Origin of the sequence: Halobellus captivus, from assembly GCF_003697845.1 — an archaeon.
GTDB classification, from domain to species: Archaea; Halobacteriota; Halobacteria; order Halobacteriales; family Haloferacaceae; genus Halorubrum; species Halorubrum glutamatedens.
The window spans coordinates 168,544-193,336 of the sequence record NZ_RDQE01000004.1 but is presented as its reverse complement, the minus strand read 5'-3'; the positions used below and the strand labels follow the sequence as shown (position 1 = coordinate 193,336).

At 69.7% G+C, this 24,793-nt stretch carries 28 protein-coding genes; 21 read left to right on the top strand and 7 right to left on the bottom strand.

What is annotated here, in order from left to right; genetic code table 11:
* The first annotated feature begins 4 nt into the window (after positions 1-4).
* From coaBC to EAO78_RS06345, 11 genes are all read left to right on the top strand, one after another.
* Positions 5-1,174, top strand: a complete 1,170-nt coding sequence (coaBC, locus tag EAO78_RS06395; protein ID WP_122105013.1) for a bifunctional phosphopantothenoylcysteine decarboxylase/phosphopantothenate--cysteine ligase CoaBC — start codon at positions 5-7, stop codon at positions 1,172-1,174.
* A 200-nt stretch (positions 1,175-1,374) separates the two neighbouring features.
* Entirely contained in the window at positions 1,375-2,574 is a 1,200-nt protein-coding gene (locus tag EAO78_RS06390) for a monovalent cation/H+ antiporter subunit E (RefSeq protein WP_238987638.1), read from the top strand.
* Positions 2,571-2,876, top strand: a complete 306-nt coding sequence (locus tag EAO78_RS06385) for a cation:proton antiporter (RefSeq protein ID WP_122105011.1) — start codon at positions 2,571-2,573, stop codon at positions 2,874-2,876. The genes EAO78_RS06390 and EAO78_RS06385 overlap by 4 nt, the downstream gene beginning before the upstream one ends.
* The gene (mnhG, locus tag EAO78_RS06380; RefSeq protein ID WP_122105103.1) at positions 2,876-3,202 is read left to right on the top strand and encodes a monovalent cation/H(+) antiporter subunit G; all 327 of its coding nucleotides are present in this window, start codon (positions 2,876-2,878) and stop codon (positions 3,200-3,202) included. The genes EAO78_RS06385 and mnhG overlap by 1 nt, the downstream gene beginning before the upstream one ends.
* The gene (locus tag EAO78_RS06375; RefSeq protein WP_122105010.1) at positions 3,199-3,768 is read left to right on the top strand and encodes a DUF4040 domain-containing protein; all 570 of its coding nucleotides are present in this window, start codon (positions 3,199-3,201) and stop codon (positions 3,766-3,768) included. The genes mnhG and EAO78_RS06375 overlap by 4 nt, the downstream gene beginning before the upstream one ends.
* The gene (locus tag EAO78_RS06370; RefSeq protein ID WP_122105009.1) at positions 3,765-4,436 is read left to right on the top strand and encodes an MnhB domain-containing protein; all 672 of its coding nucleotides are present in this window, start codon (positions 3,765-3,767) and stop codon (positions 4,434-4,436) included. Before EAO78_RS06375 ends, EAO78_RS06370 begins: the two co-directional genes overlap by 4 nt.
* The gene (locus tag EAO78_RS06365; protein WP_122105008.1) at positions 4,433-4,969 is read left to right on the top strand and encodes a cation:proton antiporter subunit C; all 537 of its coding nucleotides are present in this window, start codon (positions 4,433-4,435) and stop codon (positions 4,967-4,969) included. Before EAO78_RS06370 ends, EAO78_RS06365 begins: the two co-directional genes overlap by 4 nt.
* Positions 4,962-6,569, top strand: coding sequence for a proton-conducting transporter transmembrane domain-containing protein (locus EAO78_RS06360; protein WP_122105007.1), 1,608 nt, complete (start codon positions 4,962-4,964; stop codon positions 6,567-6,569). Before EAO78_RS06365 ends, EAO78_RS06360 begins: the two co-directional genes overlap by 8 nt.
* The gene (locus EAO78_RS06355) at positions 6,566-8,710 is read left to right on the top strand and encodes a cation:proton antiporter (RefSeq protein WP_122105006.1); all 2,145 of its coding nucleotides are present in this window, start codon (positions 6,566-6,568) and stop codon (positions 8,708-8,710) included. Before EAO78_RS06360 ends, EAO78_RS06355 begins: the two co-directional genes overlap by 4 nt.
* Positions 8,707-10,485, top strand: a complete 1,779-nt coding sequence (locus EAO78_RS06350) for a Na(+)/H(+) antiporter subunit D (RefSeq protein WP_122105005.1) — start codon at positions 8,707-8,709, stop codon at positions 10,483-10,485. Before EAO78_RS06355 ends, EAO78_RS06350 begins: the two co-directional genes overlap by 4 nt.
* Before the next feature lie 10 nt (positions 10,486-10,495).
* Complete coding sequence (locus EAO78_RS06345) at positions 10,496-11,359, top strand: phosphorylase family protein (RefSeq protein ID WP_122105004.1); 864 nt, start codon at positions 10,496-10,498, stop codon at positions 11,357-11,359.
* 92 nt (positions 11,360-11,451) lie between these two features.
* Here EAO78_RS06345 and EAO78_RS06340 read toward each other — a convergent pair whose 3' ends face one another.
* The gene (locus EAO78_RS06340) at positions 11,452-11,805 is read right to left on the bottom strand and encodes a helix-turn-helix transcriptional regulator (RefSeq protein ID WP_122105003.1); all 354 of its coding nucleotides are present in this window, start codon (positions 11,803-11,805) and stop codon (positions 11,452-11,454) included.
* Between the two features lie 25 nt (positions 11,806-11,830).
* Complete coding sequence (locus EAO78_RS06335) at positions 11,831-12,604, bottom strand: NRDE family protein (RefSeq protein WP_122105102.1); 774 nt, start codon at positions 12,602-12,604, stop codon at positions 11,831-11,833.
* A gap of 114 nt (positions 12,605-12,718) precedes the next feature.
* On the opposite strand from EAO78_RS06335, the gene EAO78_RS06330 reads away from it, so the two are divergent.
* The 7 genes from EAO78_RS06330 to EAO78_RS06300 all read left to right on the top strand — a co-directional run bounded on the left by EAO78_RS06330 (position 12,719) and on the right by EAO78_RS06300 (position 18,379).
* The gene (locus EAO78_RS06330; RefSeq protein ID WP_122105002.1) at positions 12,719-13,789 is read left to right on the top strand and encodes a glucose 1-dehydrogenase; all 1,071 of its coding nucleotides are present in this window, start codon (positions 12,719-12,721) and stop codon (positions 13,787-13,789) included.
* Positions 13,776-14,408 carry a transcriptional regulator GfcR gene (gene gfcR, locus EAO78_RS06325; protein WP_122105001.1) on the top strand — a complete coding sequence of 211 codons (633 nt, stop codon included), beginning with the start codon at positions 13,776-13,778 and terminating at the stop codon, positions 14,406-14,408. Before EAO78_RS06330 ends, gfcR begins: the two co-directional genes overlap by 14 nt.
* Positions 14,409-14,543: 135 nt before the next feature.
* Positions 14,544-14,888: a glutaredoxin family protein gene (locus EAO78_RS06320; RefSeq protein WP_122105000.1), complete on the top strand. Its 345-nt coding sequence runs from the start codon at positions 14,544-14,546 to the stop codon at positions 14,886-14,888.
* A gap of 144 nt (positions 14,889-15,032) precedes the next feature.
* Positions 15,033-15,602 (top strand): DUF7110 family protein, encoded by a 570-nt coding sequence (locus EAO78_RS06315; RefSeq protein WP_122104999.1) that lies wholly within the window; start codon positions 15,033-15,035, stop codon positions 15,600-15,602.
* A gap of 96 nt (positions 15,603-15,698) precedes the next feature.
* Positions 15,699-16,988, top strand: coding sequence for a dicarboxylate/amino acid:cation symporter (locus EAO78_RS06310; RefSeq protein ID WP_122104998.1), 1,290 nt, complete (start codon positions 15,699-15,701; stop codon positions 16,986-16,988).
* A gap of 115 nt (positions 16,989-17,103) precedes the next feature.
* The gene (locus EAO78_RS06305; protein ID WP_122104997.1) at positions 17,104-17,820 is read left to right on the top strand and encodes a diphthine--ammonia ligase; all 717 of its coding nucleotides are present in this window, start codon (positions 17,104-17,106) and stop codon (positions 17,818-17,820) included.
* A 91-nt stretch (positions 17,821-17,911) separates the two neighbouring features.
* Positions 17,912-18,379, top strand: coding sequence for a hypothetical protein (locus EAO78_RS06300; RefSeq protein WP_122104996.1), 468 nt, complete (start codon positions 17,912-17,914; stop codon positions 18,377-18,379).
* A 30-nt stretch (positions 18,380-18,409) separates the two neighbouring features.
* On the opposite strand, the gene EAO78_RS06295 is transcribed toward EAO78_RS06300, so the two are convergent.
* Together EAO78_RS06295 and EAO78_RS06290 are read right to left on the bottom strand one after the other, a co-directional pair.
* Positions 18,410-19,663, bottom strand: coding sequence for a Glu/Leu/Phe/Val family dehydrogenase (locus EAO78_RS06295; RefSeq protein WP_122104995.1), 1,254 nt, complete (start codon positions 19,661-19,663; stop codon positions 18,410-18,412).
* Positions 19,664-19,728: 65 nt separating this feature from the next.
* The gene (locus EAO78_RS06290) at positions 19,729-20,652 is read right to left on the bottom strand and encodes an HpcH/HpaI aldolase/citrate lyase family protein (RefSeq protein ID WP_122104994.1); all 924 of its coding nucleotides are present in this window, start codon (positions 20,650-20,652) and stop codon (positions 19,729-19,731) included.
* A 118-nt stretch (positions 20,653-20,770) separates the two neighbouring features.
* On the opposite strand from EAO78_RS06290, the gene EAO78_RS06285 reads away from it, so the two are divergent.
* Positions 20,771-21,286: a MaoC family dehydratase gene (locus tag EAO78_RS06285; RefSeq protein WP_122104993.1), complete on the top strand. Its 516-nt coding sequence runs from the start codon at positions 20,771-20,773 to the stop codon at positions 21,284-21,286.
* Here EAO78_RS06285 and cyaB read toward each other — a convergent pair.
* A complete protein-coding gene (cyaB, locus tag EAO78_RS06280; RefSeq protein ID WP_122104992.1) occupies positions 21,283-21,858 on the bottom strand; it encodes a class IV adenylate cyclase in 576 nt (191 codons plus the stop codon). The genes EAO78_RS06285 and cyaB overlap by 4 nt on opposite strands.
* Positions 21,859-21,949: 91 nt before the next feature.
* Between cyaB and EAO78_RS06275 the strand changes: the two genes are divergently transcribed.
* Entirely contained in the window at positions 21,950-22,909 is a 960-nt protein-coding gene (locus tag EAO78_RS06275) for an FKBP-type peptidyl-prolyl cis-trans isomerase (protein WP_122104991.1), read from the top strand.
* A gap of 70 nt (positions 22,910-22,979) precedes the next feature.
* Positions 22,980-23,237 (top strand): hypothetical protein, encoded by a 258-nt coding sequence (locus tag EAO78_RS06270; RefSeq protein WP_122104990.1) that lies wholly within the window; start codon positions 22,980-22,982, stop codon positions 23,235-23,237.
* A gap of 45 nt (positions 23,238-23,282) precedes the next feature.
* On the opposite strand, the gene EAO78_RS06265 is transcribed toward EAO78_RS06270, so the two are convergent.
* Positions 23,283-23,909: an RAD55 family ATPase gene (locus EAO78_RS06265; protein ID WP_122104989.1), complete on the bottom strand. Its 627-nt coding sequence runs from the start codon at positions 23,907-23,909 to the stop codon at positions 23,283-23,285.
* Positions 23,910-23,992: 83 nt separating this feature from the next.
* On the bottom strand, positions 23,993-24,742 hold the full coding sequence (locus EAO78_RS06260; protein ID WP_122104988.1) for a MinD/ParA family ATP-binding protein: 750 nt from the start codon (positions 24,740-24,742) through the stop codon (positions 23,993-23,995).
* Positions 24,743-24,793 lie beyond the last annotated feature (51 nt).

Sequence of the window (24,793 nt, the reverse complement as noted above, 5' to 3'; positions counted from 1 at the left end):
GACAATGTTAACGGGGGTCAACGTCGCGTTGGGCGTCTCGGGCAGCATCGCGGCGGTGAAGGTTGTCGAACTCGCCCACGAGCTGCGCCGCCACGGCGCGAGCGTCCGCGCGGTGATGACGCCGGCCGCGACGGACATCGTCCACCCGTGGGCGGTCGATTTCGCCACCGACGAGCCCGTCGTCACGGAGATAACCGGCGACGTCGAGCACGTCGAACTCTGCGGTCGCGACGGCTGGGCGGACGTGCTGTTGCTCGCGCCCGCGACCGCGAACACCGCCGGAAAGGTCGCGGCCGCCGTCGACGACACGCCGGTGACCACGTGTGCGACCACGGCGCTCGGCGCGGACGTGCCCGTCGTGATGGCGCCGGCGATGCACGAGCCGATGTACGACCACCCGGGCGTGCTCGCCGCGCTCGACACGCTCTCGGCGTGGGGGGTGACGTTCGCCGACCCGCGGATCGAGGAGGGGAAGGCGAAGATCGCCGCGGAGTCGACGATCCTCAGTGAGGTCGCCCGCGCGACGACGCCGGACACGCTCGCCGGTGACCACGTCGTCGTCACGGCCGGTGCGACCAAGGAGCGGATCGACCCGATCCGGATCCTGACGAACCGGGCGTCCGGCAAGACGGGACGGGCGGTCGCCCGCGCGTGTTACGTCCGCGGGGCGCACGTGACGCTCGTCCAGGACGGTCCCGAGGTCCCCTACGCCGACGTCGTCGCCGTCGAGACCGCGGACGAGATGATCGACGCCTGTCGGGAGGCGGCCGTGACCGCGGACGCGCTGGTCTCGGCGGCGGCCATCTCCGATTTCACCGCCGACGCCGTCGACGAGAAGATCCGGTCCGGATCGCCGCTGTCGGTCGACCTTCGGCCGACGCCGAAGCTGCTCGACTCCGTCCGAGAGGCGCACCCGGACCTTCCGCTCGTCGGGTTCAAGGCGGAGACGTCCGGCGACGACGCGTCGATGGTCGCGGAGGCGGAACGCATCCGCGACCGGGTCGGGCTCGCGTTCGTCGTCGCCAACGACGCGAGCGTGATGGGCGACGACCGGACCCGCGTCCTGCTCGTCGGGGAGGCGGGCACCGAGGCCGAGCCCGTCTCGGGATCGAAGGACGTCGTCGCCGGTCGGATCGCGGACCGGCTGGCGACGGCCCTGGAACGCGACGACTGACGATGCCGACCCCTCGCCGACCTTCCTCCGACCCCTCGCCGGACCGGTCGCAAGCGATCCGACGCTCCCGGATCGGCCGACGCGGCCGACGCCGAGCCGACCGGGATACAAACTGTTTTGGGGCGGTAGGGCCACGCCTCGGGTAGACATACCCATGTGTAGCCAGACGGCCATCCCCGACCCCGTGGGAGGTGAATCGGGTGGCTGACGCCGGAGACTCCGCCCCGAAGCGCGGTTCGGTCGTCGTGCCCGTCGAGTCGACCCCGACGTTGCGCGCGACGGTCACACATCTCATCGAATCGGCGGCCGACGGCGAGTTCTCGTCGATCCACTTCGTCGTCTTCGCCACGTGGCGTCGCGACGACCCGGACACGGCCGGCCGGGAGGCGGCCGTCGACCGGCTGCTCGAGCGCGTCTCGACGTGGGCTGAGGCCGACCTCGCCGACGTCGACGACGCGGACGTCGACGACGTGGAGGTCGTCACCGCGGTCGTCGGCGCCGACGAGTACCTCTTCGGCGCGGACGACTACGTCCGCGAGTTGGCGGCGTACGCCGACGATCACGGCGCGGAGACCGTGGTGTTGGACCCGGAGTACACGCCGGTCGGCAACACGACGCTGCTCCAGCCGCTCGAGTTCGCGCTCTCGAACACCCACCTGGCCGTCAGGGAGGCCCCGGTCACCCGCCCGACCCGCCGCGAGCGTCTCCGCAAGGAGGCGACGGGGATCCGGTTCGCCGCGACGTTCGGGCTGTCGCTCGCCTTCTACCTCGCGCTCGGCGACCCGCTCTACCCGTTCGACCTCGCGAGCGGCGTCGCGAGCGCGGCGATCGTCGCGATCACGCTCTCGCGGATCAGCCTCGACGCGAACCCGTCGATCTCGCGGACGCCGATCCGGCTGCTCCGCGGTGCGGTGTACGTCCCCGCGTTGTTGTACGAGATCCTCATGTCGAACCTCGTCGTGGCGCGGGTGATACTCGACCCGCGGCTGCCCATCGACCCGACGCTGAACCGGGTCCGCGTGATCGTCGGCAGCGGGCTCCCGATCACGACGCTCGCGAACTCGATCACGCTCACGCCGGGAACGCTGACGGTCCGCGCCCGCGACGGGAACCTCTACGTCCACTCGCTCATCCCGTGGGCCCGCGAGGGCCTCTTCGACGGCTCGCTGGAGCGCTGGACCCGGTTCGTCTTCTACGGACGGGAGGCGGCCCGGCTGCCGACTCCCCGCGAGCGCGACGACGTCGGGATCTTCCAGGGACCGGACGCGACCGAGGAGTACCCCGGCGCGCGCTCGGACGGCGGAACACGCGGGGAGAGTGACGCCGGTGCGGACGGCTCGACCGCTGAGGCGGTCGAACCGAACGCAGCCGACGCCGACGAGGGGGTGACGCCGGAATGAGCGTCGTCGACGCGACGCTCGCGGGCGGCTACGCCGTGGGCGACTTCCTGCTCGTCGTGGCCGCCGGCTTCGTCGTCCTCGCGATCGGGATGCTCTACCGGGCGGTGAAGGGGCCGACGATGCAGGACCGCGTGCTCGCGGTCAACGTGCTCGGGACGAACACCGTGGTCATCCTCGCGCTCCTCGGGGCCGCGCTCTCGGAGCCGACGTTCCTCGACATCGCGTTGGTGTACGCGCTGTTGAACTTCCTGATGGCGATCGCCATCTCGAAGTTCACCGTCGAGCGGGGTGGTGTGCTGTGATCGACGCGATCGGTCCTGCGCGGCTCGCGCTGATCGTCGCGTTCAGCCTGCTCGGGCTGTTCTTCACCTTCGTCTCGATGACCGGCGTCATCCGGCTGCCGGACGTCTACTCGCGAGCGCACACCGCCTCGCAGGCGGACACGCTGGGGGCCGGCTTCACGCTCGCGGCGGTCGCGCTCGCGGCCGGCTGGCAGGGCGTGGGGTTCAAGTCCGTACTCCTGGTCTTCTTCATCTTCGTGACGAACCCGACGGCGGCCCACGCCATCGCGCGGGCGGCCTTCGAGCAGGGGAACGTGCCGTGGACGGAGGGGGACGAGCGCCGATGACGGGAGCCCTCTCGCCCGCCGTCGCACAGGTCACCGCGATCGAGGCGAGCCTCTTCGTCTTCGTGGTGCTCACGGCGCTCGCGACCGCGTTCGCGCGCGACGTGCTCGCCGCGGTCATCGTCTTCGGGGCGTACAGCCTCGGAATGGCCGCGCTGTACACCTTCTACCGCGCGCCCGACGTCGCGATGACGGAGGCGGCGATCTCCGCCGGTGTAACGACCGTTCTCCTGCTTCTCACGCTCGCGAAGACGACCCGGATCGACCACGAGGCCGTCTTCGAGTCGCTGAACTACCCGGCGGCCGGCGCGGCCGGGCTGCTGTTCGCCGGGCTCGCGATCACCATGGTCGACGTTCCGGCGGTCGGCTCGCCGGACGCGCCGGTGTGGAGCAACCCCGACGTCACCCAGTGGTACCTCGCGGAGACGTACGCCGAGACCGGCGTCGAGAACACCGTGATGGCGGTGTTGGCCGCGTTCCGCGGGTTCGACACCTTCGGCGAGGCGGTCGTCGTCTTCGCGGCCGGGATCGCCGCCCTCATCGTCCTCCGACGGGAGGTGTTCGCATGAGTGACGCTCCCGACGTCGACGCGGGCGGACGCGACGACGAGGGCGGCGGACGCGACGACGGGGACGGCGGAGACGACGACCGATCCGGATCGGCCGAGCCGCCCCGACGGACCGGACGGCTCGACTCGGAGACGAGGCAGGGAACGCCGTACACGGAGAGCCAGGTCATCATGTCGACCGTGAAGGTCGTCTCGCCGTTCGCGTTCACCTACGGATTGTTCGTCACGTTCCACGGCGGCGGCTCGCCCGGCGGGGGCTTCCAGGGCGGCGCGATCATGGCGGCGGTCGTGTTCATGATCGCCTTCGCGTTCGGCATCGAGGCGACCCGGCAGTGGCTCGCCAACACGGTCGTCGTCGCGCTCGCGGTCGGCGGAACCCTCGCGTTCGCCGCGATCGGGCTGATCCCGGTCGCGCTCGGCGGCGCCTTCCTCCAGTACGACCTGCTGCCGCTGCCGATCCTCGACCCCGTGAAGTACGGGATGGAGGCCGTGGAGATCGTCGGCATCGCCGCCATCGTGAGCGGCGTGCTCATGGGGCTGTTCTTCGTGCTCGCCCGCGGCTTCAACGGCGACGACTCGGGGGCGTCCGTCGGCGAGGGTGGCCCGTTCGCCGACGGGGAGCCTCCGGAGGACGGCGACGGCGTCGCCACCGACGGGGGTGAGCGATGACTGCGCCTTCGGTCGGATCCGCCGCGCGGTCCGCGGTCGAACTGCTCGCCGGGTCGTCGGTCGCCGCCGGTTCGACACTCGACGTGCTCGGAACGCGTCACGCGTACGTGACGTTCGCGCTGCTGCTCTGTATCGGACTCTACATGATGATCGCCAACCCCAACCTGGTGAAGAAGGTCATCGGCCTCAACCTGTTCCAGACCGCGATATTCCTGCTTTTCATCGCCTCGGCGTACGTCGAGGGCGGGTCGATCCCGATCGTTCACTCGGACGGGGGAGGCCCGTACGTCAGCCCGCTCCCGCACGTGATCGTGCTCACCGCCATCGTCGTCGGCGTGAGCCTCACCGCGGTGGCGCTCGCGCTGTGCATCCGGATCTACGACGAGTACGGCACGCTCCGGGTCGACACCCTTCGGGAGCTGCTGCGCGAGGAGGGATCGCTGCCCGCGGGCCCGGGGCTTCCGGGATCGGAGTCGGGACGCTCGGGCTCGGAGTCCGCGACGGGCCGCGAGCGAGGTGAGCGCGATGACTGACGTGTTGTTGCCGCTCTCGATCGCGGTTCCCATCGTGGCGGCGACGCTGCCGCTCGCGCTGGGGCTCCGGTACGACGACGTCGGCTGGCCGGTCGCGGCGGTCACGACCCTCGGCGTGGTCGGGTCGGCCGCCGCGGTCGCGCTCGAGGTGTACACGGCCGGGCCGTTCGACCACGAGTTGGGCGGGTTCGCGCCGCCGATCGGGATCGAGCTCGTCGCCGACGAGCTGTCGGCGGCGGTGTTCCTCCTCGTCGCGCTCGTCTCGGCGGCCACGCTCGTCCTCTCGCGGGCGATCGGTCCGCGCGGGAACGCCTTCCACAGCGCCTACCTGCTTCTGACGGGCGGGCTGGTCGGCGTCGCGCTCACGGGCGACCTGTTCAACCTGTTCGTCTTCCTCGAGATCGTCGGGCTCACCACGTACGCGCTCATCGCGGCCGACCGCTCGGGCGCGAGCGCGTACGCCTCCCTGAAGTACCTCGTCGTGGGCACCGTCGGCGCGTCGCTGTACCTCGTCGGCGTCGGCTACGTCTTCCTCGCGACGGGGACGCTGAACATGGCCGACGTGAGCACCCAGATCGTCGAACAGGCGAGCTATACCGACCCGCTGATCCGGGCGGGGTACGCCTTCATCGTGGTCGGCTTCGCGCTGAAGATCGCGCTGTTCCCGGTCCACTCCTGGCAGCCGGACGCCTACCAGCGCGCGCCAGACGCGGTGACGACGCTCGTCGCCGCGCTCGTGTCGACGGTCAGCGCCTACGCGCTGATACGGGTGAGCTACTCCGTGTTCACCGTCGACTTCCTCGCCGCCAACGACGCGATCACGACGGGGATCCTCGTCGTCTCCGGCGTCTCGATACTCGCGGGATCCGCGCTCGCGGTCATGCAGTCGGACCTCAAACGGATGTTCGCGTACTCCTCGGTCGCGCAGTTCGGGATGATCGCCGCCGCCGTCGGGATCGCCGACGAGACGGCGTTACTGGGGGGGGTCGTTCACCTGGTCGGCCACGGCCTGATGAAGTTCGGGCTCTTCTGTGGGCTCGCCCTCCTCGCCGCGGGCTACGGCGCGCGCCGCGTCGAGGACCTCGCGAGCCTCGCGCGTGACGCCCCGTTCGCCGCCGGCGCGCTCGCCGTCCTCGGCCTCTCGTTGGTCGGGATCCCCCCGTCGGTCGGGTTCCTCGGCAAGTGGTACATCGCGCTCGGGGCGGTCCGCTCCGCCGGCGCGACCGGCGGGGTCGTCGGGATCGGGCTCGCGGCGGTGATCCTCGCCAGCACGCTGTTCACGCTGGCGTACGTCGCCCGGGTGATAGAACAGCTGTACTTCGCGGGCGTCGACCGCGAGGCCGCGGCACACGGTGTGACCGCCCCCGGCGACCGTGGCGGTCCCGGCGACGGAACGGACCGTGACGCCGGCAGCGCGGTCGCCGACGGGGGAGACGGCGGAAACGCCGGAGACGGCGTGGACGCCGCGGTTCCCGGAACGGTTCCGACCGCGCCGCTCGTCGTGCTCGTCGTCGCCGCGCTCGTCACGGTCGGACTCGGCTTCGCGGGGGCCGGGTTCGAGACGCTCCTCGACCCGTACCTCTCGGAGGTGTTCGCATGACAGAAGCCATCGTACAGGACCCACGTCCACTGCTCGCCGTCCTCGTCTCGCTCGTCGCGGCCGTCCTCGTCGTCGCGTCGTACCGCTCGCCGAACGTCCGCGAGGGGTGGACGATCCTCGCGGCGGTCGCGAAGTTCGGGATCGTCGCCTCGATGCTCCCGCGCGTGCTCGAGGGAGCCGTCTTCGAGTGGACCGTCGTCGAGCTCCTTCCCGACATCGCGTTCGTGCTCCGCGCGGACGCGCTCGGGATGCTGTTCGCGTTCCTCGCGTCCGGCCTCTGGATCGTCACCTCGTTTTACAGCATCGGGTACATGCGCGGCCTCGACGAGGCGAACCAGACCCGGTACTTCGCCGCCTTCGCCGTGTCGCTGTCGGCGACGATGGGGATCGCGTTCGCGGGCAACCTCGTGACGATCTTCGTCTTCTACGAGCTGCTGTCGATCGCGACGTACCCGCTCGTCGCTCACGACGAGACGCCCGAGGCGCGCTCCGCCGGCCGGAAGTACCTCGCGTACACGATGTTCGGCGGCGGCGTGTTAGTGCTCGCCGGGACCGTCATGGTGTACTGGCTGACGGGGACCGTCGCGTTCACCGCCGGCGGCATCGAGGAGCTGGCGAACGCCGACCCCGGGTTGGCGATGCTCGCCTTCTTCCTGCTCGCGGTCGGCTTCGGCGTGAAGGCCGGGATCATGCCGCTGCACCAGTGGCTCCCCGAGGCGATGGTCGCCCCGACGCCCGTCTCCGGACTGCTCCACGCGGTCGCGGTCGTCAAGTCCGGCGCGTTCGGCGTCTCGCGGGTCGTCCTCGACGTGTTCGGTCCGGAGCTCGTCTTCGACCTCTCGCTGCCGTTCGGCTTCTCCGCCGGGCTGATGCTCTCGACGATCGGCGCGATCACGCTGACTGCGGCCTCGCTCATCGCCCTGCGGAAGGACCACCTGAAACAGCGGCTCGCCTACTCGACGGTGAGCCAGCTGAGCTACATCGTGCTCGGGCTCGGCCTGTTCGGCTGGTACGGGCTCGTCGGGGCGCTGCTCCACATCCCGGCGCACGCGTTCATGAAGCTCACCCTGTTCTTCTGTGCCGGGAACCTCCACGTCTCGACGCACACCGACTACATCTCGGAGATGGCGGGGATCGGAAAGCGGATGCCGCTGACGATGGGCGCGTTCACCGTCGCCTCGCTCGGGATGGCCGGGATCCCGCTTCTCGCCGGCTTCGTGAGCAAGTACTACATGCTGATCGGCGGGGTCCGGATGGGGATGGAACTGACCCCCGTCGCCTACTACCTCGTCGGCGCGCTGCTCCTCTCCGGCGTCCTCAACGTCGCGTACTTCTGGCCGGTGATCTACACCGCCTTCTTCGAGGCGGAGGACGACCACGACGCGAAGCCGCTCGTCGACTTCCGAATGGGCGGGGAGCGGCGGTCGACGCTGGCGACGACCGCTGGTCGCGGCGCAGGCGACGACGTCGCGACCGACGGGGGCCGTCCCGAGGACGATGACGACGCATCCGACGAGGACGCGGTCGACGTCGACGATATCGTCGAGGACGCCGACGGATCCGACGGCGAGGTCGACGCCGGGACCGCCGAGGGTACGGACGAGTCCGCGATCCCGGACGCGGAGATGGACGATCTCCCGACCGACGAGGAGGGCGTCGTCCGACCGGACTTCAACACGAGCGAACGCGACTTCTCGGAGCCCGCCGACCGGGTCGACACCGGCGATTACGCGGTCGACCAGCGTCCCTCGGACGTCGACGTCCCGTTCGGCGTCGGTCGGGAGGGCCCGGACGCTGACGCCGCCGACGGCGACGACGATCACACGGCCGACGACGACCACGTGGTCGACGCCGGCGGAGACGATCACGACGACGAGCACCACGATGACGTACACCACGACGAGGACCATCACGACGACCACGACGGCCACCACGGCGGTCCGCCGCCGGGCGGCTGGGAGCACCTGCGCGGGCTCGAGGCCCTCCGGGGCCGCGAGTCCACGTGGTTCACGCTCGCGCCGATCCTCACGGCGATGACGCTCGCCGTCCTGCTCGGCGTGATCCCCTACGAGATGGGCTTCCTGGAGCTGATCGAGCTCATCGTCGACACGCGGCTCCCCGAGGAGGTGGCTCGCCCATGACGGGCGCGACCGCCGCGTTGACCGCGATCCCGCCGTATCTCGTCGTCGCCGTGGCCTCGCTGCTCGTGCTCGCGCTCCCGCGCGCGGTCGGGCACGGCCTCGGCGCGCTGGCGACCGCGTTCGTCTTCGCACAGGCGGTCCTGCTCGGCGACGGCGGAACGGGCGCGCACCTGGCGACGGAGTTCCTCGGCTTCGACGTGGTCCTCTTCAACGTCGACCCGTTCTCGCTCCTGATGGGCGTCGTCGTCGGCTTCCTCGCGACGGCGGCGGTGCTGTACGCCTACGGCAGCGACGCGCCGAAGTGGGTCACGTCGCTGGCGCTGATCTACGTCGCCACCACGATCGGGACGATCTACGCCGGCGACTGGCTCACCTTGATCTTCTTCTGGGAGCTGATGGCGGTCACCAGCACGCTCCTCGTGTGGCAGTACGGCGGCGCGGCGGTGCGGGCCGGCTACCGCTACGCGCTCTTTCACGGCACGGGCGGGACGGTCCTGCTCGCCGCGGTCGTCGTCCACTTCGCGAACGCCGGGACGTTCCTGTTCTCGGCGACGACCGGGATCCACCCGGCCGCGACCCTCCTGGCCGCGATCGGGATCGGGATCAACTGCGGGTTCATCTTCCTCCACTCCTGGCTGCCCGACACCTACCCGCGCCCGCACGTGGCGGCGTCGGTGTTCCTCTCCGTGTTCACGACGAAGACCGCGGTGTACGTGATGTACCGCGCGTTCCCCGAGGGGGGCATGTGGCTCGCGTACCTCGGCGGCTTCATGGCGGTCTACGGCGCGTTCTTCGCGCTGCTCCAGTACGACCCGCGACGCCTGCTGTCGTACCACATCCAGGCGCAGGTCGGCTACATGCTCGCGGGGCTCGGGCTCGCGACCGCCGTCGGCGAGTTCGCCGTCACCGGCGGCTTCGCGCACCTGTTCAACAACGTGCTCTACAAGAGCCTGCTGTTCATGGCGGTCGGCGTCGTGATCTATCGGACGGGCCTCGAGGACATCAGGGAGATGGGCGGGCTCTGGCGGGTGATGCCGGTCACCTTCCTCGTGTACGTCGTCGGGGCGGCCTCGATCACCGCCGTTCCCGGGTTCAACGGGTTCATCTCGAAGGGGATGGTGCTCGACTCCGCCCACGAGGTGCACAACTACGTGCTCCTCCTGGACGGCGGGCTGCTCTGGTGGCTGCTCGTCCTCGGCGGCGTCGGCACGTTCATGTCGTTCATCAAGCTCGGCTACTACGTGTTCTTCCACGGGTCGGCGACGCTGTCGCCGGACGACGCCACCGCTTTCCAGACCGCCGGCATGCTGCTGGCCGCGGGGGCGTGCGTCTTCTTCGGCGTCTTCTACGGACAGCTGATCGAGCTGATGCCGTTCACCGAGATCATCCGCAGCGACGAGGTCTACTTCAACCCGTACAGCACGAGCCACCTGACCGAGAGCGCCGCGCTGCTCGTCGCCGGCTTCGTCGGCTTCTTCGCGCTGAAGCGGCCGCTGGGGTGGCTCGCCCACCACATGCGCGACGTCGACGCCGTCCTGTTCCCGGCCGCCTTCTACGCCGGGCGGTGGTCGGTGTGGGGCGTGACCGAGGGATGGGCCGCCGTCGACCGCGCGACGATGCGGTTCGTCGCGGGCGCGAAGTGGGTCGCGATGAACCCGCGGCAGCTGCTCGCGAACGCCGGCGTCGACGCCGAGATTCGAGCCGGGATCGGCCGGAGCGTGCTGTTCTTGACGCTCACGGCGGCCGTCACGCTCTTCGCGTTGCTTCTGGGGTGACCGGATTCGCATGTCGGTCGCGCTGGACGCGCTCGTGTTGCCGGCGTTCGAGGAGCTCGACCCGCTGCCGTCGGCGGGCGAGGTTGGTCCGTGGGAGGACGCCTACGACCTCACGGAGCGGATCGACGTCCCGGGGGTTCCCGCCCCGTTGCGTCACGACGGCGACGGACTCGGGGTCGTCCCGACGGGGATCGGCAAGACCGCGGCGGCGACGACGACCGCCGCACTCCGCGCCGGCGACGCGGTCGACCTGACGGACGCGCTCGTCCTCTCGGTCGGGATCGCCGGCGCGCCACCCGACCTCCCGGTCGGATCGGTCGTGATCGCGGACGCGATAGTCGACTGGGACGACAAGTGCCGGTTCGATCCGGACGACGAGGACGGGACCGGCGGCGTGCCGGTCGCGCCGGACCCCTACACGGAGGGGCAGGGGGTCTTCGATCTCGATCCCGACCTCGTCTCGACTGCGACCGAAGCGGCGGACGACGCGGTCGATCTGACGACCCACGCCGACCTCGAGGACGCCGCGGAGGGGAGCGATCCGACCGTCGTCGTCGGGACCAACGTCTGTGCGGACGAGCTGTGGCACGGCCGGACCGTCGCCGAGCACGTGTCGTGGTTCGTCGAGGCGGTCGGACGGGGGCCGTACCGGGCGACCGAGATGGAGGATTACGGCACGGCCGCGGCGCTCCGACGGTTCGGCCTCGGGGACCGGTACCTCAGCGTCCGCGGCGTCTCGAACCACGACCGGCCGGAGCCGGGAACCTCCTCGCGCGAGTCGTTCGAGACGTCGCTCACCGAGACGGGAGTGGAGGTCGGGCTCGCGAACGCCGTGCGGGTCGCGCGGGCGATCGTCGACGATCGGCGAGGATAGACCCGGAGCGAGGGGTCGGGGGAACGGGCCCGAATGCGGGAGAGAAACGACGCAGCCGGAGGGATCGGCTCAGTGGTCTCGGAAGGATCGGCTCAGTACTCCTCGTACGCGAGGTTCATCAGCCACTGCGAGAACGCGTCGGACTGCGGGTCGATCTCCTCCTCGCCGATGAACGGCGAGAGCATGTCTCCGGCCATCAGCAGCGAGAAGTCGAGGTCGCGTGGGGCCGGCTCCAGGTAGTAGGTGTTGTGGCCGTCGTACACCGTGTTCTCGCGCTGGATCAGCCCGGACTCCTGTAAGGCCTCCGCGATTCGGCTCCCCTTTCGCGAGGAGACGTCGAGTTCCTTCCAGAAGTCGCTCTGGTGGATCCCGCCGGTCTCGCGGATGAGCTCGAGGCCGGCGAGCTCGTCCGCCGACAGCTCGGACTCGAGTTCGGAAACGCTCATACCCACACAGCCGCCGGCGAGTCGCTTAAAACTGGCTTTCCGTCCGGAAGCCCGCCGGAATCGCGATCGGTTCGGCCGCCGTCTCACAGGGGGGACCGTCGGCGAACGCCATCGCCGGCTCGGGGCCAGTCCGGATCCGGGTGAACGAGCGCGTTCCATAGCCGTCGCCGTGGATACACGCGCCGTACGCGTGGTCGGCGAGGACGTCGCTCGCGCGATCGAGCCACGCCTCGCCGGACTCCCCCGGTTCCGGGACGAGCGCGTCCGTGATCCGGCGGACGCTCTCCGCGCGCTCCCTGCCGACCTCCTCGCGACGATCGGGTATCGCGAACCGGGCCTCGCCGTTCAACACGCCGCCGACGTTGCCGACGACGTGAACTCCCGGATCGAGGCGGGTAACCGCCAGCCCGCCGTCGTACGAGCAGAGGAAGGCCGCCGCGCCGTCGGCGAGGACGAGGTTGAAACCGTCGTAGTCGCGGTCGGCGACCTCCCGTTCGACCGCTCGAACCGCCGACTCCGCGGACGGCTCCCGCATGCAGTCCTCGACGAGCAGCCCCCGCGAGCGGTCTCCCTCGCGGTCGACCTCGAGCCAGCGGTTCGTGACGGCGACGACGACGCCGGCGTCGTTGGTTCCGATCCAGGTGCCGCCGGCCTCGGCGTCGCGCGGCGCGATGAACCGCCGGTCGTCTCCCCGGACGGAAGGAGGCTCCGAGGCGCGCCCGAGCGACTCGTCGCGGTTGGCGGCCAGCGCCACCGGGACCTCCGGGAAGACCCGCCAGGCGAGCGTGAGCGTGCACACGATTCCGAGTGGGGCGGGCCGGGTGAAAAGGCCGACGCCGACGCGGCCCGCCGGGAACATACGTTTACTCGCGATAAAAGAAATCTTTTGTTCACTGGGGTTCTCGGTCCGAGTATGAAAGCGATCGCCGTGTACGAGGACGGAACCGAGCCGGTCGTGATCGAGAAACCACGTCCGGAGCCCGAGGCCGGTGAGGCGCTGGTCCGCACGCTGCGCGTCGGCGTCGACGGGACCGACCACGAGGTCATCGCCGGCAGCCACGGCGGCCAGCCCGAAGGCGAGGACCATCTCGTCCTCGGTCACGAGGCGGTCGGGGTCGTCGAGGAGCCGAACGACACGCCGTTCGAGGTCGGCGACGTGGTCGTCCCGACGGTCCGCCGGCCCCCGAACGGCGCGAACGAGTACTTCGCGCGCGGCGAGCCGGACATGGCCCCCGACGGCGAGTACCACGAGCGGGGGATCGTGGGCGCGCACGGCTTCATGGCCGAGTACTTCACGAGCCCCGCGGAGTTCCTCGTCGAGATCCCGCCCGAACTCGCCGAGTGGGGCTTCCTCGTCGAGCCCGCGTCGATCACGGAGAAGGCGCTCGAACACGCGTTCGCGAGCCGGTCCGCGTTCCACTGGGAGCCCGACTCGGCGCTCGTGTTGGGGAACGGGTCGCTCGGACTGCTCACCGTCGCGATGCTGGACGCGGACCTCGACCGGGTCTACTGTCTCGGCCGCCGGGAGCGTCCCGACCCGACGATCGACGTGATCGAGTCGCTCGGGGCGACGTACGTGAACTCGAACGACACGTCGGTCCCGGACGTTCCGGACGTCCACGAGCCGATGGACCTCGTCTACGAGGCGACGGGGTACGCGCCCCACGCCTTCGAGACGATCGAGGCGCTCGCGCCGAACGGGGTCGCGGCGCTGCTCGGCGTGCCCGACGACTGGACGTTCGAGGTCGACGGCGGCCGGCTCCACCGTGAGCTCGTCTTACACAACAAGGCGCTCGTGGGCAGCGTCAACTCCGGATACGAACACTTCGAGGCCGCCGTCGAGTCGCTCTCGGGGCTCTCGGAGCCGTTTCTCTCGGATCTGGTCACCGGGGTCCACCCGCTCGAGTCGTTCGAGGCGGCCTTCGTGGATGACGACACGACTATTAAAACGGCGGTCGAATTCGCCGCATATGAAGAACGTTGACGACCTGATCGACAGCGCGGCCGAGCTCGCCGAACACGGGCTTTCGAAGGGCGAGATCGCCGACGAGCTGAACGTCTCGCGGGAGACGGCGAGCTGGCTCGTCGAGCGCGCCGGCGGAAACGACGGGGGGGCACCGGAGACGGACGCGGGAACGACCGCCGACATCCACGTGGACTGGTCGGCGCTCGGCCGCGACTCCACGCGGCTCACCTACGCCGCGAGGGCGATGGCCGACCTCCTCACGAAGGAGGGCGAGTCCGTCGACCTCACCGTCGGCATCGAGAAGGCCGGCGCGCCCCTCGCGACCGCGGTCGCTCGCGAGCTCGACACCGATCTCGGGACGTACGCCCCGGCGAAACACCAGTGGGAGGAGGGTGACATCGCCGACCACGGCGGGGGATTCTCCAGAAACTTCGCCGCGATCCGCGACCGCGACTGCTACGTCGTCGACGACATCGTCACTTCGGGGACGACGATGCGCGAATCGATCGACGCGATCCGCGAACACGGCGGCGAGCCGGTCGCGTGCGTCGTGCTCGTCGACAAGGTCGGCTACGACGAGCTCGACGGCGTTCCGGTCCACTCGCTGGTCGACGTCGTCAGCGTCGACCGCGAGTGAGTGAACCGCAGGTGGAGGAAGTGAGCGAGCCGTGAGCGGGGGAGTGAGCCAGTCCACCGCGGGGGAGTCGCGAGCGAGTCGCCCTCGCGGTGGACGGCCGGAACCCCTTTGCCTCGTCGCCGCCTAACGGTCCTCATGACGTTCCAGCCCGAAAGCGACATCGACGAGGACGCGGTGCGCGAGCGCGTCGACGAGGCGATAGCCGACAACGACGTGGTGCTCTTCATGAAGGGGAACCGGCTGATGCCGCAGTGTGGCTACTCACAGCGTGCCATCGAGCTGATAAGCGGGCACGTCGAGGAGTTCGAGACGGTCGACGTGCTGCCCGCGCTGCCGGCCTACCGCGAGGCGCTCGCGGACCACAGCGGGTGGGAGACGATCCCACAGACGTTCGTCGACGGGGAGTTCGTCGGCGGCAGCGACGTGCTCGCGGAGCTCGAGGAGCGCGGCGAGCTGGCCGCCGAGCTCGGAGCCGAGTAGCCGCGCTGTCGGTCGAAACCGACCCGGCCTCGTCCGTGCCACCCGAAGAGTAGCCCATATAAGCCTACGTCACCTAGGCGGAGTAGGTGCAGTCGCTTACCGCCCGCGTCGCGACGACCGGTCCGACCCACACCCACCCAAACAATGACAGGCCGCGTGTTCCGACTTCATTCGACGCTCGAACTGCCACTCGAAGACGTAGAGGCGTACTTCGACGAAGACCCCGACCTCCCCGCGGAGATCGACGACATCGACATCACGCGTCGAAACAACACCCTCATCATCAAGGCCCTGTCCGACGACGAGAGCATCAGCAAGTACACCCCGACGGCCCAGCTGAAGGCGTCGGTCACGGAGACCCGGGTGTACGAGGAGGAGCCCCCGCGAGCGGGCGGCCCCCAGTGGATGGACGACGAGGAGGAGGAGATCCCCTCCGAGCTCGTCGAGTTCGCGTGTTTCAAGGGTGACCGCGAGACCGTCCTCCAGAACACCGCGCTCCAGTACCCGATGTTCCTCGTGCTCCGTGAGATCGCCACCCGCGCGGAGAAGGGGACGCTCACGGCCATCACGGAGGCCGACGGCGATCTCGAGGCGACCCGGATCGTCGAGGGCGAGTCCCGCCCCGCGAGCATCGAGGTCGTCGAGAGCCCGCAGGGCGCTGGCGACGGCGACGGCGGCGTGAACTGGCGCGACAACGAGTTCATCTCGGACTGAGTCCACGACGCGATCGAGACGACGCGACGGCGCGCTGTTTTCCTCCCGACGCCACACGAACAGACTTTATTATCCCCTTCTCGGAGTACCGACGAAATGAGTCTCGTTTCGGACGCGTGGTCGAGGTACCGGTCGGTCCCGATCGTGTATCGGATCGGAGTCGCGTTCCTTCTCGGCTCGCTCTTGGGGCTGGGTCTCGGCGAGCCGGCGACGGCGCTTCGTCCTCTCGGCGATCTCTTCGTCAGACTGTTGAGCATGCTCATCGTTCCCATCGTGGTGTTCACCCTGCTGATGGGTGCCCGCCGGCTCACGCCGAGCAAGCTCGGACGGGTCGGCGGACAGACCGTCGGGCTCTTCGCTCTCACGTCGACGCTGTCCGTGTTCATCGGGCTCGCGGTGTCGAACCTGATCGATCCGGGCACGGGCCTGACGCTGGGCGACGCCGAGGTGGACCCGGCCGACGCGCCGGACCCCGTCGAAGTGATCCTCGGGATCGTTCCGGAGAACCCCTTCGCCGCCATGGCCGAGGGGAACATCCTCCCGCTGATCTTCTTCGTCATCGTGTTCGCGTACGCGCTCGCGGTCGTCCAGGAGTCGGACGTGAGCGAGAACGTTGCCGAGGGCGTCGAGTCCTTCTTCAACCTCGCGGAGGCGGGCGCGGAGGCGATGTTCAAGATCGTCTGGGGCGTCCTCGAGTTCGGGGTTCTCGGCGTGTTCGCGCTGATGGCCGCGGTCTTCGGCCAGGCGGGCGTCGACGCGATCGTCCCCTTCGCGCTGTTGATCCTCACGCTGGTGCTCGCCGTCGCGATCCACATCGCGGTGGTACATCTCGGGATCCTGATCGTCCTCCTCTCCCGGCAGTCGCCGGTCGACTTCCTCGTCGGCGGTCGTGACGCGCTCGTGACCGCGTTGAGCATCCGGTCGTCGAGCGGGACGCTCCCGGTGACGATGTCGAACGCCGACGAGTACCTGAAGATCGACGAGAGCGTCTACAGCTTCTCGCTGCCGCTCGGCGCGACGGTGAACATGGACGGGACCGCGCTGTACCAGGGCGTCGTCGCGGTGTTCGCCGCGAACCTGGTCGGCGTCCAGCTCGGGCTCGTCGAGCAGTTGACCGTGGTCCTCATCGCCGTTCTCGCGAGCATCGGGTCGGCCGGCGTTCCCGGCACGGGGCTCATCATGCTGACGCTCGTGTTGACCCAGCTCGGACTCCCGCTCGAGGTCGTCGGCTTCGTCGCCGGCGTCGACCCGATCCTCGACCGGCTGCGGACGATGACGAACATCTCCGGCGACCTCGCGGTGACGACGGTCGTCGCGAAGTGGAACGGCGCGGTCGACTTCACCGCGGGCGTCTGGGGCGGCGACACGCCACGGCCGGCCGACTGAGGCGAGCCGTCTCCCGCGTTCGGTTTTCTCGTCCGTTCTCTCGTGTATCTCGTCCGTTCTGCCCGCGTGCTCGCGTTTCCTCGACGTTTTAAGCGTCGCCCGCCCTACCGACGGTATGACCGACCATTGGGTGAGCCTCTTTTCGGGCGGAAAGGACTCCTCGTGGGCGCTGTATCGAGCGCTCGAGGAGGGACTGAACGTCTCGCGACTCCTCACCGTTCACCCCGCCGGCGACTCCTACATGTACCACACGCCGGCGACGCACCTGGCCGAACTCGCCGCCGAGAGCGTCGGGATCGACCTCGTGGAGGTCGAACCGGACGACTTCGGAGCCGACGACGTCGACGACGCGGGCGCCCAGGGCGACGCCGAGCTGGAGCCGATGGAGGTCGCCCTCCGCGAGCTGGCCGCGACCGACGGGTTCGGTCTGGCGGGCGTCACCGCCGGGGCCGTCGAGAGCGAGTTCCAGACCAGCCGGATCCGCGCGATGTGTGACCGGCTCGGGATCGACCTCTTCGCGCCGCTCTGGGGGAAAGACCCCGTCGCGCTCGCCGAGGCGATGTTCGAGGCGGGCTTCGAGATCCGGATCGTCCAGGTGGCGGCCTACGGCCTCGACGAGTCGTGGCTCGGGCGGCGTTACGACGCCGACGCCCTCGACGAGCTGCTCGACCTTCGAGAGGAGTACGGCGTCCATCCGCTCGGCGAGGGCGGGGAGTTCGAGACGTTCGTGGTCGGCGGACCCCACATGAACCGCCGGATCGACCTCTCGTACCGGACGGTCTGGGAGGGCGACCGCGGCCACGTCGAGGTGACGGACGCCGAGCTGGTCTGACCGGACACCGGCCGCGGGTCACACGACTCCGACACGGGAGTCCTGCCACCATGTATGTCGTTTTTTACCACGTAGGCCCTTCGTCGGTGACATGGACTTCGATCGGTACCGTGAGGCGGTCGCTGCGAACCGACGGAAACACGGGTTCGACCTCATCGACGGCGACGTCTCCGGGCTCGACGGACTCTGGCGAACGCGCGAGGAGGACCCGACGGTCGGGAGCGTCTCCCTTTTCGCGGCCGTCGCGGACGCGGACGACTACGACCCCGACGACGTCGTCGAGGTGGCCGACCGATTCCGGGACGAGATCCTCTCCCGGCTCGGCGAACGGGACGGCACCACCCCGATCGGCTACGTCGCCTTCGCCGTCGGCTCCCCCGACGACGCGGTCGTGTCGACGGCGACGTCGTACACCGTCGCCGAGCGGCGGACGAACGTGTTCCCGCTGGTATACGACACGAACGCCGAGGAACTCCACACGCACCCGGTCCCCAGGCTGAAGGGACGGGGTATCTACCGCCGCCAGTCGGCGGACGCCGAGCGGCTGTTCGACGTCTGAGCGAACGCTGCGGCGCGTCCGGCGTCCGGATCAGGGCCAGTTGCCGCCCTGCTCGTAGGCGTTCACGACCCGCCGGAGCGCGACGACGTACGCGGCGGTCCGGAGGTTCGGGAGTTCCTCACGCTCGTAGGCCTCGACGATCCCGTCGAACGCATCGGTGATGGTGCGCTCGAGTTCCTCGTTGACGCGCGACTCGGTCCAGTGGAACCGTTGTCGGTTCTGAACCCACTCGAAGTACGAGACTGTGACGCCGCCCGCGTTCGCGAACACGTCGGGGACGACCCAGGTCCCGCGCTCGGTGAGCACGTCGTCCGCGCCGGGCGTGAGGGGTCCGTTCGCCGCCTCGACGACGACGTCCGCCTCGAGGTCCGTCGCGAGGTCGGCGTCGACGGCGTTCTCCAGGGCGGCGGGCACGAGGACGTCGACGTCGAGCGTCAACAGCTCCTCGTTGGTGATCGGCTCGGCGTCGCCGTACCCCGAGACCGACCCCGTCTCGGCCTTGTGGTCTTTGACCCCGCGTGCGTCGAGGCCGTCGGCGTCGTAGATCCCGCCGCTCGAGTCCGAGACGGCGACCACGGTCGCGCCGAGGTCCTCGATGAGGGCGGCCGCGACCGAGCCGGCGTTGCCGTATCCCTGAACCGCGACGGTCGCGTTCTCGATGTCGCGGTCGAGCCAGTCGAACGTCTCGCGGGCCGCGAGCATCGTCGACCGACCGGTCGCCTCGACCCGTCCCTCGCTTCCGCCCGAATCGAGCGCCTTCCCGGTGATCACGCCCGGCGCGGTCGTGTTCTCCAACGTCTCGTAGGTGTCCTTGATCCAGTTCATCTCCCGCTGGCCGGTGTTCACGTCCGGTGCGGGGACGTCACGGTCCTCGCCGATCAGCGGCCGGAGCTCCGTCGCGAAGCTCCGCGTGAGCCGCTCGAGCTCGTCGGTCGAGTAGTCGGCCGGGTCGATCGCGATCCCGCCCTTCCCGCCGCCGTACGGGACGTCGACGACCGCGCACTTGTACACCATCCAGCCGGAGAGCGCCTTCACCTCGTCGCGGGTGACGCCGGGGTGATACCGGATCCCGCCCTTGTAGGGGCCGCGGTCGCCGTTGAACTGCGAGCGGTACGCACGGACCGTCTCCAGCGAGCCGTCGTCGTGTTCGAACGTCAGGTTGGTCTCCAGCACCCGTTCGGGGTTCTTCAGCCGCTCGATGACACCCTCGTCGGCGTCGAGGTACGCCGCGGCGTCATCGATCTGTTCTTTCAGGCTCTCGTACGGGTTCGCCTCCTCGCTCATACCGGACCATCCCAACCGCGTGAGTTAACGGTGGCGGCTGCGGACGCCGCCCCGATCACGGTCCGTCACCCATCCCCGTCGTCCCCTCGGATCCCGGCGGCTGCGGCGCGCTCGAGCACGCGCTCCGCCTGGACGACGAGGGGCGCGTCGATCATCTCGCCGTCGACCGCGAACACCCCCCGATCCGCCCGGTCCGCGGCGTCTCGGGCGTCGAGGACCGCCTCGGCCCACGCGATCTCATCGGGGGACGGCGTGAACGCCCCGTTGATCGGGTCGATCTGGTCCGGATGGATCGCCAGTTTGCCGTCGTATCCGAGCGTGGCCGCGAACTCGGCCTCCTCGCGGAGCCCCGCCTCGTCGGTGAAGTCGGTGTGAACGGTGTCGAGCGCGTCGACGTCCCCGGCGCTGGCCGCGAGGACGACGTGTTCGCGGGCGTAGAGCATCTCCGTTCCCTCCGCGGTCCGCGTCGCGCCGAGGTCGGCGGCGAGGTCCTCGGCGCCGAAGACGAGGGCCGTCGTCGCCGCGGCACTCGCGATGTCTCCGGCGGCGAGGACTCCCTCCGCGGTCTCGACGAGCGCGAAGACGACGGGATCGATCCCGCGGTCGGCACACGAATCGGCGACCCGATCGACCGCCGCGGCGGCCTCGACCTTCGGGAGCATGACCGCGTCGAGTCGGAGATCGTCCCCCGTCTCGGAGCCGCCGCCCCCGCCGTCCCGACCGCTCCCGCCGTCCGTCCCGTTCGGATCGACGAGCGCGTCGAGATCGGTGTCGGGCTCGCCCGCGCTCAGACGCACGCATACCTCCGCGTCGGGATCGAAGGCGGGATCCGAGAGGACCGAGCGGACCGCCTCGCGGGCGTCGTCCTTGCGCGCTGGCGCGACCGCGTCCTCCAGGTCGAAACACAGCACGTCCGCGTCCGTTTCGGGGGCCTTCCGCATCAGATCCGGTCGGTCGCCCGGCGAGAACAGGAGACTCCGTCGAGACATGTCGGTGCCTCCTCACGGTCGGACAATAAATCGATCGCGGGACCGGCGGTCACCGATTCGATGGTAGACGACCGGCGCGGTCGACAGCGATATGTGACCGCCCGTGGAGGAATTCGGTATGACGGGACGCTACTACGAGGAGTTCGAGGTCGGCGAGACGATCGAACACCGACGGCGGCGGACGGTGAGCGAGGCCGACAACCAGCGGTTCTGTGACATGACGATGAACCAGCAGCCGCTCCATCTCGACGCGGCGTTCGCGGCCGACACGCAGTTCGGCGAACGGCTCGTCAACGGCCTCTACACCATGTCGCTCGCGGTCGGCGTCTCGATCCCCGAGACGACGGACGGAACGATCGTCGCCAACCTCTCGTACGACGACGTCGAACACCCGAACCCCGTCTTCCACGGCGACACGATCCGGGCGCGATCGACGGTGACCGACAAACGCGAGACGAGCGACGGCGACCGTGGGATCGTCACCATGCGCGTCGAGGCGTTCAAAGTCGCAAACGCTGGCGACGACGGCGACGTCGAGGACGACGGTGGAGACGACGACGACGTACTCGTCTGTTCGTTCGAGCGGACCGCCCTCTCGCTGAAGCGACCCGAGGACGACGAGGCGGGCGCCTAGTCTTCCGCGAGCAGCAGCCCGAGGTACGAGGTCCGGACCTGGTCTTCCGCGTCGAGTCCGAGCGTCGAAAGTGTCTCTACCGCGGCCTCCCGAGTCGGATCGATGGCGTCCGCGGCCTCGACCTCCCGTTCGATCTCCACGAACTCGCCGACCCGCTCGACGGAATCGAGCGCGACGGTGAACCCCCGGAAGCGCCAGTACTCACGGCGCTTCTCGACGGTCGCCGCGGGCTCGAATCCGAGCCCGTCGAGGACGCCCGCGAGCTCCTCGCCGTCGTCGACTCCGGTCTCGTGTTCCGATCGGGTCTTCGACCCGTCGTCCACCAACGGCCCCTTGTAGGTGAGACGGACGGACTCCCCGCCGCCGGATCCCTCACCCGTTCCGTTCCGTCCCTCGAGAGCCGTCTCCCGTCGGATCCGTAGCGCCTCGTCGGTCTCGGCGAAGTCGCGGTGGGGCGCGTCGTAGTAGACGTCCCGCTGCCGGCGGATCTCGACGGGGTCGGCGTCGACCTCGCGGAGCCGGTCCCGGACGGTTTCGAGGGACGCCGGGACCTTGATCTCGACCTCGTACATACGTCCGCGTCGCCGGGGGCCGTGAAAAGGTCGACGGGACGGTTCCGACCCGAACCGTGCGCCTTAAGAGTGTAACGGGTGATGTTCCGCTATGAGCGATCAGGAGCAGGCGGACGCGGCCGAGAGCGCCGAAGAGGCCGACGCCGAATCGGACGCCGAACCGGAGACCGAGGACGCCGGACTCGCCGACGGCGACTTCGTCCGACTCGCCTACACCATCCGGACGGCCGACGACGGCGACGTCATCGACACGACCGACGAGGACGTCGCCGAGGAGGCCGAGATCGACACCGACGAGTACGACTTCGAGCCTCGAATCGTCGCGCTCGGTGCCGGCCACGTCTTCCCGTCCGTCGAGGAGGAACTGATCGGCAAGTCCGTCGGCGACGAGGGGACCGTCGACGTGCCCGCCGAGGACGCCTTCGGCGAGTACGACCCCGACGAGGTCGAGACGGTCAAGGCGGACAAGATCCCGGAGGACAGCCGATACCCCGGCGCGCAGGTCCAGATCGACAACCGCCAGGGCCACCTCGAGACGATCATCGGCGGCCGCGCCCGCGTCGACTTCAACCACCCGCTGGCCGGCGAGGACCTCGAGTACGAGTACGAGGTGCTCGAGGTCATCGAGGACCGCGAGGAGAAGGCCGCCGGCATGCTCGGGATGTACCTCCAGGACGCCCCCGAGGTCCGGATCGAGACCGTTACCGAGGAGGAAGAGACCGTCACCGAGGACGACGACGGCGAGGAGGTCGTCGAGACCGAGGAGGTCGAAAAGGACGTGCTCTACGTCACGGCGACCCAGGCGATGCAGATGAACCAGCAGTGGATGTTCCAGAAACAGCAGATCGCCCAGGACCTCATGGGCCGTCTCGACCTCGACCGCGTCGTCGTCGAGGAGGTCATCGAGGGCGGCGGCATGGGCGGCCTCGGCGGCATGATGGGCGGCATGGGCGGCGCCGGTGCCGGCGACATCGAGGAGGCGTTGGAGGACATCGACGTCGACGCCGACGAGATCGCCGAGGAACTGGACGACGAACTCGACGAAGAGTAAGCGTCCGCCGAGTCGCGCGCTCGTCGAATCGAACCGATCCTTTTGGGTACCCTGACCGTCACTCGCGAGTATGGAGATCGAACGGGCACGCGAGGACCTCGTCGTCGCCGCCGCCGCGGGTGCCGCGACGATCGTCGTCGCCGTCCTCTCGAGCGTCGTGTCGGGGATAGCGGTCGGCACGCTACCGTCGCTCGCGCCGCTCGGAGTGTACGCCGCGTACCTCTTCTCGCGGAAGGGCGGGCCGTACGGGCCGGGGGACACACCGCGCAACTGGGCGGCGGCCGCACTCGGCGTCGGGGTCGTCGTGCTCGTGGTCGGCCTTCTGTAGAGATCGACCGCGCGGCCGTCCCTCGTCCCCGTCCCCACCGGTCGCTCAGGCGATGTCGCGGCTCGTGTCGACGGAGACCGTGTCGGTGAGCTTGAGTTTGACCGGTTCCTCGAGTGCCGCCCCGCCACGGAACTTCGGCACCGCGAGGCGGTTCTCGATGGCGGTCCCCGTGACGACCGTCCGGAGGTCGAAGACGACGTCCGCGACCTGTTCGGTCGCGAGCCGGTTTCGAGACCGTTCGCCGCCCCTCTTGAGCGCGTGGAGTACGGCCGTCGCCTCCGTCTCGACCACTCGATCACCGAGGTCCGTCAGTAGCGACCGATACCGGACCGGGTCCGCGTTCTCGAGCGGCTCCGTGGAGTCGACGATCACCGTTCCGTCGTCCGGGATCGACGGCAGGTACGTGCGCACGCTCTCGATCGGATCCTCGCCGTCGACGGTCTCGACGACCGGGTCGCCGGTCTCGACGGACGACGCGGAGAGGCCGCTCTCGACCGCCCCGGCCGACCGGACGGTCGTCAGATACAGGCTCTCCCGGACGCCCGCGAAGGTGTTCAAGAACAGCTCGGACTGGCTGGCCGGGTCGGCCTTCAACGTCACCACGCTCCCGGCGGGGAGCCCGCCGTCGAGTTCCCTGTCCAGGACCGGGATCCCGGTCGGCAGCCGCTCCATGCGCGCAACTGACTCGCCCGGACGTTTGGCTCTGTCGGTGACCCGGACCCGACGACGACCCGACTCGACGCTCCGCCGTCGGTTCACGCTATCCGCCACCGGTCGCGACCGTACGTCTCGACGAGCGTCTCCGCGGCCGAGTCGTACGCCGCCTCGACCGCCGCGTCCTCGAGCGGTACGGGCGACTTCGCCGGGATCCGGCCGAGAACCGGACAGCGGAACAGCTCCGAGACCGCGTCCGGGACCGATCGCGTACGGGTGACGACGATCCCGAGGGGCGGACACTCGAGCCGTCGAGCTATCGCCGCGGTCTTCGCGGCGTCCCGAAGCGCGGGCCGGCGAAGCGGCGTCACCAGCACGCACCGGTCGGCCGCGCGCAGCGGTGCCGCCACGTCCGGTGACGCTCCCGCCGGACAGTCGAGGAGGAGCGGGGCGTCCTCGGGAACCACGTCGTCGAGATCGGCGAGGACGACGGCCGCGTCGTGCTCCCGCGGCCGATCCGGTGCGTCGAGCACGACCGGTTCGCGACGATCGACCGGGACCGGCCGCTTCCCGCGGGCGACCCGCGTGACCGTCAGGTGTTTCCCCGACCCGACCGGTTCCCTCCCGACGGGCTCCGCCTCGAGCGTTTCGGACTCGACCGCTCCGGAACGAGCAGACTCCGGCGTCGCGACCGGCGTTCCGGTCTCGTCCGCCAGCTCCGCGAGGTTCGGGAGGTCCCAGTCGGCGTCCGCGGCGACCACCGGAGCGCCGCGTCGCGAGAACGCCCGCGCGAGTCCCACGGTCGTCGTCGTCTTTCCGCTTCCACCCTTTCCGCCGGCGACGGCTATCACGCGACGGGCTGGGTCGCTATGGGAGATAAAGGGACGGTCGGAGAAGCGGTC

Excerpts from the sequence above, each read along its gene's own strand:
- coaBC (WP_122105013.1), top strand. The coding sequence starts at position 5 with ATGTTAACGGGGGTCAACGTCGCGTTGGGCGTCTCGGGCAGCATCGCG.
- EAO78_RS06385 (WP_122105011.1), top strand. The coding sequence starts at position 2,571 with ATGAGCGTCGTCGACGCGACGCTCGCGGGCGGCTACGCCGTGGGCGAC.
- EAO78_RS06375 (WP_122105010.1), top strand. The coding sequence starts at position 3,199 with ATGACGGGAGCCCTCTCGCCCGCCGTCGCACAGGTCACCGCGATCGAG.
- EAO78_RS06370 (WP_122105009.1), top strand. The coding sequence starts at position 3,765 with ATGAGTGACGCTCCCGACGTCGACGCGGGCGGACGCGACGACGAGGGC.
- EAO78_RS06365 (WP_122105008.1), top strand. The coding sequence starts at position 4,433 with ATGACTGCGCCTTCGGTCGGATCCGCCGCGCGGTCCGCGGTCGAACTG.
- EAO78_RS06360 (WP_122105007.1), top strand. The coding sequence starts at position 4,962 with ATGACTGACGTGTTGTTGCCGCTCTCGATCGCGGTTCCCATCGTGGCG.
- EAO78_RS06355 (WP_122105006.1), top strand. The coding sequence starts at position 6,566 with ATGACAGAAGCCATCGTACAGGACCCACGTCCACTGCTCGCCGTCCTC.
- EAO78_RS06350 (WP_122105005.1), top strand. The coding sequence starts at position 8,707 with ATGACGGGCGCGACCGCCGCGTTGACCGCGATCCCGCCGTATCTCGTC.
- EAO78_RS06345 (WP_122105004.1), top strand. The coding sequence starts at position 10,496 with ATGTCGGTCGCGCTGGACGCGCTCGTGTTGCCGGCGTTCGAGGAGCTC.
- EAO78_RS06340 (WP_122105003.1), bottom strand. The coding sequence starts at position 11,805 with ATGAGCGTTTCCGAACTCGAGTCCGAGCTGTCGGCGGACGAGCTCGCC.
- EAO78_RS06330 (WP_122105002.1), top strand. The coding sequence starts at position 12,719 with ATGAAAGCGATCGCCGTGTACGAGGACGGAACCGAGCCGGTCGTGATC.
- gfcR (WP_122105001.1), top strand. The coding sequence starts at position 13,776 with ATGAAGAACGTTGACGACCTGATCGACAGCGCGGCCGAGCTCGCCGAA.
- EAO78_RS06320 (WP_122105000.1), top strand. The coding sequence starts at position 14,544 with ATGACGTTCCAGCCCGAAAGCGACATCGACGAGGACGCGGTGCGCGAG.
- EAO78_RS06315 (WP_122104999.1), top strand. The coding sequence starts at position 15,033 with ATGACAGGCCGCGTGTTCCGACTTCATTCGACGCTCGAACTGCCACTC.
- EAO78_RS06310 (WP_122104998.1), top strand. The coding sequence starts at position 15,699 with ATGAGTCTCGTTTCGGACGCGTGGTCGAGGTACCGGTCGGTCCCGATC.
- EAO78_RS06305 (WP_122104997.1), top strand. The coding sequence starts at position 17,104 with ATGACCGACCATTGGGTGAGCCTCTTTTCGGGCGGAAAGGACTCCTCG.
- EAO78_RS06300 (WP_122104996.1), top strand. The coding sequence starts at position 17,912 with ATGGACTTCGATCGGTACCGTGAGGCGGTCGCTGCGAACCGACGGAAA.
- EAO78_RS06295 (WP_122104995.1), bottom strand. The coding sequence starts at position 19,663 with ATGAGCGAGGAGGCGAACCCGTACGAGAGCCTGAAAGAACAGATCGAT.
- EAO78_RS06290 (WP_122104994.1), bottom strand. The coding sequence starts at position 20,652 with ATGTCTCGACGGAGTCTCCTGTTCTCGCCGGGCGACCGACCGGATCTG.
- EAO78_RS06285 (WP_122104993.1), top strand. The coding sequence starts at position 20,771 with ATGACGGGACGCTACTACGAGGAGTTCGAGGTCGGCGAGACGATCGAA.
- cyaB (WP_122104992.1), bottom strand. The coding sequence starts at position 21,858 with ATGTACGAGGTCGAGATCAAGGTCCCGGCGTCCCTCGAAACCGTCCGG.
- EAO78_RS06275 (WP_122104991.1), top strand. The coding sequence starts at position 21,950 with ATGAGCGATCAGGAGCAGGCGGACGCGGCCGAGAGCGCCGAAGAGGCC.
- EAO78_RS06270 (WP_122104990.1), top strand. The coding sequence starts at position 22,980 with ATGGAGATCGAACGGGCACGCGAGGACCTCGTCGTCGCCGCCGCCGCG.
- EAO78_RS06265 (WP_122104989.1), bottom strand. The coding sequence starts at position 23,909 with ATGGAGCGGCTGCCGACCGGGATCCCGGTCCTGGACAGGGAACTCGAC.